General features: G+C 64.1%; 10 protein-coding genes and 2 tRNA genes. 2 read left to right on the top strand and 10 right to left on the bottom strand.

Annotation, left to right across the window (positions count from 1 at the left end; translation table 11 throughout):
* Positions 1–157: 157 nt before the first annotated feature.
* The 6 genes from ACS5PJ_RS03375 to bcp all read right to left on the bottom strand — a co-directional run bounded on the left by ACS5PJ_RS03375 (position 158) and on the right by bcp (position 8,463).
* Positions 158–3,379 carry an efflux RND transporter permease subunit gene (locus tag ACS5PJ_RS03375; RefSeq protein WP_439433479.1) on the bottom strand — a complete coding sequence of 1,074 codons (3,222 nt, stop codon included), beginning with the start codon at positions 3,377–3,379 and terminating at the stop codon, positions 158–160.
* Positions 3,380–3,448: 69 nt separating this feature from the next.
* Positions 3,449–4,951, bottom strand: a complete 1,503-nt coding sequence (locus tag ACS5PJ_RS03370; RefSeq protein WP_439433478.1) for a malate:quinone oxidoreductase — start codon at positions 4,949–4,951, stop codon at positions 3,449–3,451.
* A gap of 79 nt (positions 4,952–5,030) precedes the next feature.
* Positions 5,031–6,704 carry an ABC transporter substrate-binding protein gene (locus tag ACS5PJ_RS03365; RefSeq protein WP_439433477.1) on the bottom strand — a complete coding sequence of 558 codons (1,674 nt, stop codon included), beginning with the start codon at positions 6,702–6,704 and terminating at the stop codon, positions 5,031–5,033.
* A 177-nt stretch (positions 6,705–6,881) separates the two neighbouring features.
* Positions 6,882–7,556 (bottom strand): fasciclin domain-containing protein, encoded by a 675-nt coding sequence (locus ACS5PJ_RS03360; RefSeq protein ID WP_439433476.1) that lies wholly within the window; start codon positions 7,554–7,556, stop codon positions 6,882–6,884.
* A gap of 212 nt (positions 7,557–7,768) precedes the next feature.
* Positions 7,769–7,850: transfer RNA gene (locus tag ACS5PJ_RS03355), tRNA-Leu, on the bottom strand.
* A 139-nt stretch (positions 7,851–7,989) separates the two neighbouring features.
* On the bottom strand, positions 7,990–8,463 hold the full coding sequence (bcp, locus tag ACS5PJ_RS03350) for a thioredoxin-dependent thiol peroxidase (RefSeq protein ID WP_439433475.1): 474 nt from the start codon (positions 8,461–8,463) through the stop codon (positions 7,990–7,992).
* A gap of 95 nt (positions 8,464–8,558) precedes the next feature.
* On the opposite strand from bcp, the gene ACS5PJ_RS03345 reads away from it, so the two are divergent.
* Complete coding sequence (locus ACS5PJ_RS03345) at positions 8,559–9,014, top strand: MarR family winged helix-turn-helix transcriptional regulator (RefSeq protein WP_439433568.1); 456 nt, start codon at positions 8,559–8,561, stop codon at positions 9,012–9,014.
* An 80-nt stretch (positions 9,015–9,094) separates the two neighbouring features.
* Here ACS5PJ_RS03345 and ACS5PJ_RS03340 read toward each other — a convergent pair whose 3' ends face one another.
* Positions 9,095–9,763 carry an ArsR/SmtB family transcription factor gene (locus ACS5PJ_RS03340; protein WP_439433474.1) on the bottom strand — a complete coding sequence of 223 codons (669 nt, stop codon included), beginning with the start codon at positions 9,761–9,763 and terminating at the stop codon, positions 9,095–9,097.
* Between the two features lie 92 nt (positions 9,764–9,855).
* On the opposite strand from ACS5PJ_RS03340, the gene ACS5PJ_RS03335 reads away from it, so the two are divergent.
* Positions 9,856–10,350, top strand: coding sequence for a hypothetical protein (locus tag ACS5PJ_RS03335; RefSeq protein ID WP_439433473.1), 495 nt, complete (start codon positions 9,856–9,858; stop codon positions 10,348–10,350).
* A gap of 169 nt (positions 10,351–10,519) precedes the next feature.
* On the opposite strand, the gene ACS5PJ_RS03330 is transcribed toward ACS5PJ_RS03335, so the two are convergent.
* The 3 genes from ACS5PJ_RS03330 to ACS5PJ_RS03320 all read right to left on the bottom strand — a co-directional run bounded on the left by ACS5PJ_RS03330 (position 10,520) and on the right by ACS5PJ_RS03320 (position 12,967).
* Positions 10,520–10,595: transfer RNA gene (locus tag ACS5PJ_RS03330), tRNA-Lys, on the bottom strand.
* Between the two features lie 115 nt (positions 10,596–10,710).
* Complete coding sequence (locus tag ACS5PJ_RS03325) at positions 10,711–11,754, bottom strand: PQQ-dependent sugar dehydrogenase (RefSeq protein ID WP_439433472.1); 1,044 nt, start codon at positions 11,752–11,754, stop codon at positions 10,711–10,713.
* 85 nt (positions 11,755–11,839) lie between these two features.
* Positions 11,840–12,967: a sunset domain-containing protein gene (locus tag ACS5PJ_RS03320; protein ID WP_439433471.1), complete on the bottom strand. Its 1,128-nt coding sequence runs from the start codon at positions 12,965–12,967 to the stop codon at positions 11,840–11,842.
* Between the last annotated feature and the right edge of the window lie 182 nt (positions 12,968–13,149).

Below are 13,149 nucleotides of genomic sequence, written 5' to 3'. Positions count from 1 at the left end.
GTGTGGCCTTCCGTTTCCTGGTGTTCCCTGGGCTTGGTTTCACTATACCAGATTTCCATGCGTTTGCATGTATCGACGGATACAACGCCAGGACGGCGCGAATATTCCCAAACGTTTCGGACGTGCCTGATGCCGGACGTGCCGGACGTGCAGGGCGTTACTGGGTGTCGCCTGCGGCGGCGCGGCGGCCGCTCACCTTCGGCACGCTGCCGGTGGTCCAGTCGCGGAACTCGGCATCGACGTCGGCCGCCGCCGCGAACTCCGGGCGGTTATGCAGGTCGCGCAGCAGCGCCTTCTTTTCCCGCCGTCCCTCAACCAGCCGGTACAGCACTGGAACCAGCACGAGGGTCAGGGCGGTGGAGGAGACCAGGCCGCCGATCACCACAACCGCCAGGGGCTGGGAGATGAACCCGCCGCCGCCCGTCAGGCCCAGCGCCATCGGGGTCAGGGCAAAAACGGTGGCGAGGGCTGTCATCAGGATGGGGCGGAGGCGCTGCCTCGCCCCATGGGTGATGGCATCCGCCACGCTCATCCCCGGCACACCGTTCCGCGGCCGCCGGTACTGGTTGATGAGGTCAATCAGCACAATGGCGTTGGTCACCACGATCCCCACCAGCATCAGCATGCCGATCAGTGACGGAAGGCCCAGGGGGACTCCGGTCAGGAGCAGCAGGGCAACTGCACCGGTCGCGGCAAAGGGAACCGAGACCAGCAGGATCAGGGGCTGGACCAGCGACTTGAACGTTGCAACCATGATCACATACACAATCGCGATCGCCGCCAGCAGTGCCAGCCCCAGCTGCTGGAAGGACTCCGCCTGCTGGGTCGTGGCGCCGCCGATTGCCGCAGTGACCCCCGGCGGCAGGCTGAGCGTTTCAAGGCGCTTCTGGACTTCGGTGTTCACGGCACCGAGGTTGGAGCCCGACGGCGTGACGGACACTTTGGCGGTCCGCTGTCCGTTGCTGGCCGTGATGGATACCGGCACGTCCACCTGCTCCACGGAGGCGATGCTGCCGAGGGTCACCGGCGCGCCGGCGGCAGGGAGGACGATGTTCCGCACGGCATCGATGCTGGTGAACCGTGTGCCTTTACCGATCTGCACCGGAAAGTCGTCGGTGTCGATCCGGACCGTGCCGGCGGGGATGGGGCTGATCGTGGAAGCCAGGACGCCGGCCACCTGTTCCTCGTTCAGTCCGGCGGCGGTGGTCCTGGCCCGGTCCACCTTGACCTGGACTACGGGCTGGCTGGCCGCGAGGTTGGTGGTGACCTCGCTGGTTCCCGGGACTCCGGTCATCGCCTGGACCATGGCGTCGCTGGCCGTTCGAAGGTCCTCGGATGTTGCGGCCTTAATGGTGATATCCACTGTGGAGGAGGTCCCGAAACCTCCCTGCTGGGAGCCGACCGTGATCTTTCCGGAGTCCGCCACCTTGCCCAGCTCATCGCGGACCGTCCCCTGAAGCCTTGCCTGGTTCACCTTCTCGTCGGTGACAACCGTGAACGTGGAGTTCGAGGAACCGGAGGATGTCAGCGCGGCAAAGCCCGCCTGCGCATTGCCCGAGGTGACCTGGACGTTCTTGACGCCCTCGATGCCCAGGAGAACCTCCTCGAGCCTGACGGCGGCAGCACTGGTGTCCGCGAGGCTCGTCCCCGCGGGCATGACATGGCGGACGGTCATGCTGTTCTGCCCCGAGTCGCCGAGCAGGTTGGTGGCCAGCAACGGTGTCATGGCAGCCGTGCCGCCGAGCACCAGGGCCGCGGCGATCAGGGTAACCACCGGGTGTTTCTGGGTCTTGTTGAGGATGGGCAGATAGCCCCGCTGGAGCGGACTTTTCGCTTCTGTCTCCTGTGCCCTGGCCCTGGCAGCGGCGGCAGCCTCAAGGGCGGCGGGGGACCCGGGGGCGAAGGCGGCCGGGCTCTTGAGGAACCAGTACGCAAGGACCGGGACGATGGTCAGCGACACCAGCAGGGACGCCAGCAGCGCCATGGTGACAGTGAGGGCGAAGGGGCGGAAAAGCTCGCCGGCCAGCTCACCGACGAAGGCGATCGGCAGGAAGACCGCCACGGTGGTCAGCGTGGAGGCGGTGATGGCACCGGCCACCTCACGGATGGCGGTGAGGATCGCGGCTACCTTCTCCTCCCCGTAGCTGAGGTGGCGCTTGATGTTTTCTATGACCACGATCGAGTCGTCCACCACGCGGCCGATGGCAATGGTGAGGGCGCCCAGTGTCAGGATGTTCAGCGAATAGCCGGTGCCGGACAGTCCGATGAAGGTGATCAGCAGCGACAACGGGATGGAGACCGCGGTGACGAGGGTGGAGCGGGCGGACATCAGGAAGACGAGGATGACGGCCACCGCGAACCCGAGCCCCAGAAGGCCTTCGGTGGTGAGGTCCTTGATGGACTTTTCAATGAAGGGGGCCTGATCGAACACGGCGGTAAATTTTGCGTTCGAACCGAGTTCCGCTTCCAGCGCCGCCAGGGAATCCTTCACGGCGTGGGAGATCCCCACGGTGTCGCCCTCGGGCTTCTTGGTGACGGAAACAGCCAGCGTTTCCTGGCCGTTGGTCCGGGTGATGGAGGTCCGTTCGTCGTCGCGCAGGCTGACGTCCGCCACCGTGGCGATGGTCGCGGCGTCCTTGGCCCCGCCGACGGGCAGCGCCTTGATTGCCTCGAGTGAATCAACAGGACTGCCGATCTGGAGGGATAGGGTCTTACCCTTCTCCTGGATCGTTCCGGCCGGAATCAGGGCGCCGTTTTTGCTGAGGGCGTCCCTGATGGAGGCAATGGTGGCGCCCTTGGCTGCCATGGCGTCCGGCCGGGGCAGGATCTCGATGTGCTGGGTCGCCCCTCCGGTGACGTCGGCTCCCCTGACGCCGTCGATCTTCTGGAGCCGGGGAACGGTGAGCCGCTGCAGGTCAGCGTTCAGTTCGCTGAGCGGCCTGTCCGAGGAGACAGCCAGGAACACGATGGGGAAGTCGCTGATGCTCCCGGCGATGGCCTGCGGCTGCACGTCCTCGGGCAGCGAGCGCTTGGCATTGGAAATGGCCCGGTCGATCTGATTCCGGGCACGGTCAAGGTTGGTCCCGTAGGTGAACACCATGGTGATCTGTGAGACGCCGTTGCGTGATGTAGACGATGTTGATTCGAGCCCCTCGACGCCGTTAAGCGCAGTCTCCAGCGGTGCGCTGATTTGCTTGTCCACCACTTCCGGGGATGCGCCGGGCATCGCCGAGAGAACCGTGATCTGCGGGAACTCGATGGAGGGAATGAGTTCCTGCTTCAGCGATGACATGGTGATCACGCCGAACACCGACGCGAAGACGGTGATCAGCGCGATCAGCGCCCGGTTCGCAAGTGAAAGTTGTGCCAGCCGGAACATCGCGTTCTCTCCTGTGGGGTTGGTGGACCGGTGCGGACCGGGCCGTCCTGCGCGGTTGCCCCCGCAGGGTCAGGCGTTGGTTGAAACGCTGTCCAGCTGGAGGGCCTTGGCGGTTGCCGTTTCGAGTTCGGCGGCCAGTTCCGGCTTTTCGTCCAGCTTTTCGCCGTAGCCCGGCATCATGTCCTTAAGTTTCCCCTGCCAGCCCTTGAAGTTCTTGGGGAAGGCCTTTTGGAGGAGTTCGATCATGATGGGTACTGCGGTGGAAGCTCCGGGCGAGGCGCCGAGCAGGGCACCGATGGAGCCATCGCGGCCGGCGATGACTTCGGTGCCGAACTGCAGCACGCCGCCCTTCTTGGGGTCTTTCTTAATGATCTGTACACGCTGGCCGGCGGTAATCAGTTCCCAGTCGCCGTCTTTGGCCTCTGGGTAGTACTCGCGCAGCGCCTCCACCTTGTCAGCGTGCTTCTTGGCGACCTCCTTCACCAGGTAGGCCGTGAGGTCCATGTTGTCCTTCGCCACGGCAAGCATCGGAATGATGTTGCTCGGGCGGATGGACAAGGGCAGGTCGAGGTAGGAGCCGTTCTTCAGGAAGTTGGTGGAGAATCCGGCGTAGGGTCCGAAAAGCAGCGAACGCTTCCCGTTGACGTAACGCGTATCCAGGTGGGGAACGGACATTGGCGGCGCGCCGACGGAGGCCTGGCCGTAGACCTTGGCACTGTGCTGGGCGGCGAGTTTTTCGTCGGTGCAGCGGAAGAACTGGCCGGAGACGGGGAAACCGCCGTAGCCCTTGCTCTCGGGAATACCCGAGGCCTGCAGGAGGTGCAGCGCGCCTCCGCCCGCGCCGACAAACACAAACTTCGCGTGGATTTTCCCGTGTTCCCCGGAAGCCGGGTATTTGAGCGAAAGGTCCCAGCCGCCGTCGGACGATTTGGTGATCCCGGTGACGTCATGGCCGTAGTTGAGTTCGACGCCGTTGTTCCCCAGGTAGGTGGTCAGTTCCCGGGTCAGTGCGCCGAAGTCGACGTCGGTGCCCTCCGCTGCCCGCGTGGCGGCGATGCGCTGCTTCGGATCGCGGCCTTTGACGATGAGCGGGGCCCACTTGGCAATCTGCGCGTGGTCCTCGGAGTACTCCATGCTGCGGAACAGGGTGTGGGGCTTAAGCGCCTCAAAGCGGGTCTTGAGGAATTTGGCGTTGTTTTCGCCGATCACAAAACTCATGTGCGGGACGGTGTTGATGAAGCCCTTCGGCGAGCCGATCAGCGACTCTTCCACCAGATGGGACCAGAACTGGCGGGACAGCTGGAACTGTTCGTTGATCAGCAGTGCCTTGGAGGGGTCCACGGAGCCGTCTTTGGCTGCGGGGGAGTAGTTGAGCTCGCACAGGGCGGCGTGGCCCGTGCCGGCGTTGTTCCACGGGTCTGAGCTTTCCAGCCCGGGCTGGTCCAGCCGTTCGAACAGGGAGATGGTCCAGTTGGGTTCAAGCTGCTTGATGAAGGCGCCCAGTGTGGCGCTCATGATGCCGCCGCCAATCAGTACGACGTCGGCATGTTGGGTCTTGGAAATGAAGGTCACAATCAGTCTCCGATAGCAGCGGCTCTGGCTGTCACAGAATATCCCCGCACGGCCTGCATACTGAAATTGGCCGGGGCCGTCAAGACTTTAGCTGTACCTTTGTGAAAACTTCATTCAGGACCGGGGACGCGGGGTAGTTGCTGACGCGGTCGGACAGCGCGAGGGCCGAAATCGGGAAGGCGATGGGAACGGCAGGGACTGTCGCCGCGATCTGGGCGTTGATGCTGTGATACAGCTCGTTGCGCTCATCGCCTGCCGGGAGGCCCCTGGCCCGGTTGATTTTGGAAAAGACCTGCGGGTCCTGGTAACCGAATTCGCCGTTCTTTTCGCCGAACAGCGGCCCCACAAAGTTGTCCGCGTCGGCGTAGGCACCGTTCCAGCCCAGCAGGTGGAGGGCGTGGTCCCCGGGCGACCGGACCTTCTGGAGGTAGCCATCGGACCAGTCAACCGGGACAGGCTTGATGTTCAGTCCGACGGCGGTCAGCTGCCGGCTGATCTCAGCATAGATTTTTTCGGGCGTGGGAAGGTACGGGCGGGTGGCATTGAGCGGGTAGTAGAACTTGAGTTCTTCGCCCTTGTACCCGCCTTGGGCAAGGTAGGCCTTCGCCTTGACCGGATCGTGGCCCAGGGAGGGCGCTTCATTGTTGAAACCGCTGATCTTGGGCGGGACGAACTGGGAGGCCTTGGCCGTGTTGTCGATGAAGAACTTGCGGATCAGGGTTTCCTTGTCGATGGCCAGCTCGATCGCCTGCCGGACCTTCTCGTTCTGCAGGACAGGCACTTCCTGGTTGATGCCCAGGTACATCACGGAAAAGGGATCACGCTGCACAATCTGCATTCCGCGCTTGACCAACTGGTCGAAGTTCCCCACCGTCACGGCGTCGAAGCCGTCGATCTTGCCGTCCAGGAGGGCCTGGAGGCGCGTCTGGGGATGGTCATAGGTGACGAAATTGATGGTGGCGATCTGCCCGCGGTCGCCCCAATAATCCGGATGCGTCACCAGCCGGACACTCGCTTCGTCCCAGGCAGCAAGGCTGAACGGCCCGGTTCCCACTGGCTTGGTGGCGAACCGGGACACGGGATTGCCGCTGCGGACCTGGTCCAGGACATCCGCTGTGCCCGCGGCCAGGGCAGCCGGGGAGGCGATGGCGCAGGCCGGAAGGGTCAATGCCTGGAGGAAAGCCGTAAAGCGCTGGGTGAGATCAATCCGTACAGTGTCAGCGGACACCGCCGTGCAGCTCTTGAAAATGGACAGGGCGGCTTCATCGGCGTGCGCCTTGAAGACGCCCTTGAACGAACTCCCCGGTGCCTGCCGCCGCAAATCCGCTGAGAAGGCAAACCAGCGGTTGAAGTTGGCACACACGGCGTCGGCATTAAAAGGGGTGCCGTCCTGGAAAGTGACGCCGCTGCGCAGCTTGAACGTGTAGGCCCGGCCTTCGTCCGATTCGTTCCATTCCGTGGCCAGCAGCGGGGTGGGTTTGCCGGTGGTCTGGTCCACGCCCACGAGGCCTTCGAGGATCTGACGTGTGATCCGGTAGCTTTCCACATCGCTGGAAAGAGCCGGATCGAGGCCCAGCGGCCGGGACGCTGTGCCGAACGTAAACGTTTGGGCTGGCTCCGTCCCGGGAGCCGCTGTTGAAGGTAACGCCGGTGTTGGTGATGGTGACGGGCTGCCCGTACATGACGTCAGGCCCAAGGCCATGAAAAGGGCACCGGTCTTGATAACCGTTCGCCGCGATGTACTGCTGGGCACTCGTGTATCACCTCTGGGCTGTCCGGCGGGCGCCGCGGGCCGCGGGCCAAAGGACACAGTCTAGTTGACCCGCATCAGTTCTTCCTGACAGCCCTGCAAACCCCACCCCCGCCACACGCCGAAGGCCCGTTCCAGGGGAACGGGCCTTCGGGCCGTGCAAGGGGATGGACCCTCGAATTACTTGGGCATCAGCACCGAGTCGACCAGGTAGACAGTTGCGTTGGCCGTCTTGACGCCGCCGCAGATCACCTTGGCCCCGTCAACCATGAGTGCATCCTTGCTGCCGGTAACGGTGACGGAACCGCCCTGGACCGTGGCGTGGGTTCCGGCGATCTTGTCAGGAGTGATCTGGCCGGGGACAACGTGGTAGGTCAGGATCTTGCTCAGGAGGGCGTCGTCCGTCTTGAGCGTCTCGATGGTGGCCGCATCGATCTTCGCGAAGGCGTCGTCCACCGGGGCGAAGACAGTGAACTCGCTGCCGTTGAGCGTGTCCACCAGGTTGACCTTGGGGTTCAGCTTTCCGGAAACGGCTGCGGTCAGGGTGGTGAGGATGGGATTGTTGGACGCCGCGACCGCTACCGGGTCAAGTGCCATCCCGGCCACCGAGCCTGCCCCTGTGGGGACCTTCTCGGCGTAGCCGGCGCATCCGGTGCCGACCAGGTTGGCTGCCGGATCCATGGCGGCGGCAGTGGCAGAGGCTTTCGGTGACGGAGCCATGCTGGACGCCGACGGTGCAGCGGAAGGAGCTGCTGAGTTGGTAGCAGTTGAGGCTCCACCGCAAGCCGTGAGGCTGAGCAAGGCTGCAGCTGCAACGCCTGCGACGGTGAAGGTTGTGCGCTTGAATGACTGCATTGAATTTCTCCTTGTTTGTGCCGGTTTATTGCCTGCTGCAGACGGAGTGTCTGCTGTGGCCCTTTGCGACTGTTGGGCACCTGCCCTTGGCTGGTGTCTCAATGGGTATTCGGCTGTTACCCGGAAGCGGATGGGTAAACGAAAGGAGTTTTCTTTTCTTAAACAAAAAGAGACCCAGGCCGGTGGGCCTGGATCTCTTTACTGTGGAATTGTGCGCAAGGGGGGACTTGAACCCCCACGCCCGAAGGCACAGGAACCTAAATCCTGCGTGTCTGCCAATTTCACCACTCGCGCCTGGCAGTTGCGGCCACCGATTTTCGGGACTGCCCGGGTACCCGGTCAGGGATTGAAAACGTGCGACGGCGGCTGCCAGCTTCCATTGTAGCCTCGGGCCGGCACGGTGACCGTCAGCCCGTTCCCTGTCCGTATTGAGCTAGGCGTCCAGCTTGAGATCGCGCCGCAGTTTCGCCACATGGCCTGTGGCCCGGACGTTGTACTGGGCCAAGGCCACTTTTCCGTCGGGGTCAACGACGATGGTGGAACGGATGAGACCCTGATAGGTCTTCCCGTAGTTCTTCTTTTCCCCCCAGGCACCATAAGCCTCCGCGACGGCGTGGTCCTCGTCCGAGAGCAGAGGAAAGCTGAGTGCCTCCTTTGCCGCAAAGGCGGCAAGCTTCTTCACGGGGTCGGGGGAGACACCCAGAACCCGGTAGCCGGCTGATGCGAAGGACGCCAGGTTGTCGCGGAAATCGCAGGCTTCCTTCGTGCAGCCGGGGGTTGACGCTGCAGGGTAGAAATACACAATCGTGCCGGCGCCGTCGCCGGAGGCAAGGCTGACGTCATTTCCTGCGGAATCCTTCAAAGTAAACGCGGGAGCATCGGCACCGGTCATCAGTCTGTCGGCCATTCTTAATCTCCTAGTTGCAGGCGGGACACACCAGCTTAGTAAGCATGCGCAGCAAGGGCCAATGGGCACTGGCTATACTGGGTTTCATGCCTGACATGGATCACTGGCCCACTGGGCGCCTCTTGTCCACTGCGGCGCGCCTCGTTGAACACTCCTGGAACGAAAAACTGAGCGCCATTGGACTGACACACGCAGGCGTGATCGCCATCGAAGTACTCTCCGCTCAAGGATCCATGACTCAGGCCCAACTGGCCCAATATGTGCGCGTCCAGGCGCAGACCATGGGAAAAACCCTCAGCCGGTTGGAGTCCCACGGCCACATTGTGCGGGTGCGCAGCACCTCGGACCGCCGCAGCCAGGTGGTGTCCCTCACCGACAGCGGACGTGAAGCTGCCCTGGCGGCGGTAGAGATGGAGCGCTCCGTGCTTGCAGCGGCATCCATTGACCCCGAGCTCCTGCGGCAGGAACTCCAGGCGGTCGTCCGCGAACTGGCCAGCCAGTTCGCCTCGCCCGCTGCCCGCGCCCTGGTTGACGGCGCTCCGCTGGGCTAATCGGGCCAGGGCTGGCCAGTGCCCGCCCGGACCCGCGCAGTCGGACTGCGACACGCCTTACCCCCGGATAAGAGGCCCGCTCACCTATCCGAATGTTCGATCGGGAGCCCTGCCGCCTTCCACTCGGGGAAGCCGTCTTCAAGCCTTACCGCTTGGAGTCCGTCGCCGGTGAGCAAGCGCACGGCCTCATCCGCGTATACGCAATATGGCCCGCGGCAGTAGGCGACAATTTCGCTGCCCCGGGGAACCTCGCGCAGCCGGGTCTTGACGTCGGAGAGGGGCACGGATAGCGCACCCGGGATGTGCCCGGCCGCGTACTCCGGTTGCGGACGCACGTCCAGCACAACGACGTCGCCCTGCCGAAGCCGCAGCAGCAGTTCGTCCCGCGTGATCGTACTCAGGTCGGCGCGGTCGCCGACGTATGCACGAACGAGGTCGTCCAGCTCGCCGGCGTGCGCTTCGGCTGTCTCCCGGAGTGACCGCCACAGCCGCTCCACAGCCGGGCTGGCGAGAGAGTAGTAGATCCGAGTCCCTGAGCGTCGGGTGCACGCGAGGCCGGCCCGCAGCAGGCGCTGCAGGTGCTGGGATGTGTTGGCTGTACTCTGGTGGATCTCTCCGGCCAGCTCCTCAACCGACCGCTCGCCCTGGGCCAGGACGTCGACCAGTTGCGCTCTCCTGCCGTTCCCCAACACTTTGGCAGCTTCGACGAGGGCGTCGAACAGCTCATCCTTTTCCTGCTGGCCGCCCACTCGCGCCTCCTGTTCAAGAATTCTCTTGACAAGCATACCGTCAGGGGACTTTTATTCAAGTATCTCCTTGAATAAGAAAGGGGGTGGTGGCCGTGTCCACCATCCAAGCTCCCCAGCGGAAACAGTCCAGCCTCCGGACAGGAGCCGCGCTCATGGCCCTTGCCGGTCTCGCCTTCGTGGGATACGCCGTCATCTTCCTGGTACTCAATTTCACGGACGCCTTCCTCGAACTGGGCATTGGACCTGATCAGGTGGACAAGGGAAAGGCGGAGATCGAGGCGTTCAGCCCGCAGCTGTATCACTACATCAGCCATCTGCACATCGCGGTGAGCGGCTTCATCGCTGCGACCGGGCTGGCCGTCGCAGGCCTGTCATGGTATGGGGTGAGGCGCGGAGAACTGTGGGCGTTCACCACAGCGGTTATCGTTCCGGTCGTCGGGCTCGCCGTGGCCCTCCCCGCGCACTACCCTTGGGGTTTGGCCACGCTGGGGCACCTCGGCCTGATCTACCTCGCGGTGGTCATTTTCCTGGTGGGCGTCGTGGCAGCCTACAGGGGAATCCGGAGCCCGGCGATGACACAGCACTGACGCCCCACACGACCGACCCGCGCAGCCGCCCATCCGTGGGTAACCGACGGGTGCTCTTCGTCATACGTTCGTCAGTGCGAAGAGAGAAGCCATAAATTCCCCCGCAGTAATCTCCGGGCAAAACGAAACCCCGCCCTCACGGCCTTGGCCGATGAAGACGGGGTTTCTTTGGTGCACCCCCCGGGACTTGAACCCGGAACCCATTGATTAAGAGTCAATTGCTCTGCCAATTGAGCTAGAGGTGCATCTCTTTGTGGTGATCTCCCGGGCTTTTTCTTTCCCCGTTGATCTCCGCAACGACATGAAACTCTACACGAACTTCCGGCCCATGTGAAATCGACGCGTTACTGCTCTCCACGGTCAATCCCCGGGTGTCAGAACCAGCACAAAATCGGGGTTTTGGTTGTTTGTGAGCAGCCAGAAACCGCCGTCGGGCGTGCCGACAACGTCCCGGATCCTGCCGTACTCGCGTGTGAAATAAGCCACAGGCGCACTCGCGTCTTCGCCGGCCAGGCTGACGGTCCACAGGCGCTGACCGCGCAGGGCGCCCAGAAAGGCGGTGGACCCGACTATTTCCAGCCCGCTGGGCGAGGAATCCGCCGTCGCAGGCCACACCACCTTGGCGTCGCGGAACCCTTCCCGGTGCGGCGCTCCCGTGACAGCCGGCCACCCGTAGTTGGCTCCCGGTTCGATGAGGTTGAGCTCGTCGTTGACGTCCGGGCCGAATTCACTGGCCCAGAGCCTGCCCTCGCCGTCCCAGGCCAGTCCCTGGACGTTTCTGTGGCCCAGGCTGTAGACGGCGTTGCCGAACGGGTTGCCGGGTGCAGGTTCCCCCTCGGGAGTCAGCCGCAGGATTTTCCCGCCCAGGGCAGTGGGGTCCTGTGGCTGTTCCCGCCGCTGCGAGTCCCCCGTGCCCACATAAAGGAAGCCGTCCGGTCCAAACCGGATCCTGCCGCCGTTGTGCGTGGACGCTTTGGGGATGCCGGTGAAGATCACGTCAGGGTTGCCGAAGGCCAACGACCCGTCAGGCCGCTCCGCCAGTTCCACCCGGGCAATGCGGTTGTCCTGTGGGGACGTGAAATACAGGTAGAGATAGCGGTCGGTGGTGAACCCGGGGGAGAGGGCCAGTCCCAGCAGGCCTCCTTCGCCCGCAGGTGCTACGCCGGGGACCTTGCCAATCGTCGTCGCACGGCCGTCCCGGACTGCCTTCAGCAGCGCGGTGTCACGCTCGGAGATGACAGCCGTTCCATTCGGCAGGAAAACCGCCGCCCACGGAATCTCGAGATGGAGGTCAAGCTTTCCTGTTACTGACAGGGGCGCTGCGGTTGCCGTTCCGGCTTCGGTGCTGCTGCCGGTCGGGGCCTTATCGCCATCACCTGTGCACCCTGCCAGTAAGACGGCCATGCCGAGCGCAATGCTGAGGGCCAGGCGCCGGGGCATCCCTGGCGGAGGGGCCGCCAGGGAGCCTCTGAACGGAAGGTGGGCGGCCTTAGAGACGCATCCGCCGGGGTGCGCGGAACCCGGCCGCCTCTGCATGTGCCGGGGACTCAAACCAGACGTCGGCCCTGATCTGCTCATAGTCAGCGTGCCCCTCTTCGTAGTAGACCATCGCCCCGGCATCGCCCTTGACGTCGAAGTCCGCCGGCCCGCTGCCGTCCGGGCCCGGTGAGGCTGAGCCCGCGCCGTAGGGCTGGTCCGCAGCCAAATGGCCGGCCGGTTCTGCGGCGCCTTCGTGCTCCACAGCTGCCATTGGAGGCTCGGCCACGTGGCTGGCGGCTGTTTCCACCGCCGCGGATGACCTGGCACTGTCAGAGGTTTCCGTTTCAGGGGCGCTGTCCGGAAGTCCCGTCCCGGCGGGGGCAGGTGGGGCCTCGGTGGCGGCACGGGCCTCGCCGGGAGCCACGCGGGTCCCAGGCGCGGCCGGTTCGGTCTTCCCGGCTTCATCGGCTGCTTCGGCCGCGGCCGTTTCGGCGCCGGGCAACGTGGGCGAATGGGCTTCTGTATATTCCGGGTGATGAACGTAGGAGGTTTCGGCCGCCGGAGGTGCTTGAGGCAACTGCGTGGCGCCGGCGCCCGATGAATCGCGGGAGACGGGCTTGTGGGTGGCCGCGTGTGCAGAGCCGTCGGCTTCTGACCACTGGGTGTCCCACTCGCCCTCTTCAGTTATGGCGCCCCGGTCTGTCTCAGGACCGCGGTCGGTTGCAGCACCTTTGCCAGCCACATCAACGTTGTCAGGCACGCTACCACTGGTGGGTCCGGCATCCCGTGGTTCAACACCGTGGGCCGGTCCGGGGACGTCAGGTTCTGCATGTGCCCGTTCACCGGCGGTCTCAGGCAGTGGCGCAGTTTCCCGGGGCGCAACCGGGCTGGACGGTTCAGGGGCCTCGTCCGCCGTCGTCGGGGGTGCCGGTTCGGCTGGACTGCCGAAACCGGCCGCACCGGGTATCCCTGTTGTACCGGCGGCTTCTGCTGATGCGGCCGCGCCGCCGCGTGAGAGCCCGCCTTCCGCCCGGCCCGGCACAGGGCTTCCCCCCTTTGAGGATTTGCTGCGGTTCAACAGCCACCACACGACGCCGATGATGAGCACAATGACGATAATCCAGAAGACAAAATCCATAGCGGGGCCCTTCAGTACGAATGGCAGGGTTGCCGTTTCCCTGACGGTACGTCGGCGCGAACGTGACTGTCTAGGTTTGGTGTCGCTGCGCACTGATGCCAGGTAAACCCGTGCTCCCCACGGGTCTTTCGCTGCCGATACTTGTCCCGAGCATCCCCCCTGTCTCAATATTTGAGACGCAA

The organism is Pseudarthrobacter cremeus (assembly GCF_051857465.1).
GTDB lineage: Bacteria > Actinomycetota > Actinomycetes > Actinomycetales > Micrococcaceae > Arthrobacter.
This window is presented reverse-complemented; position numbering and strand designations above follow the sequence as displayed.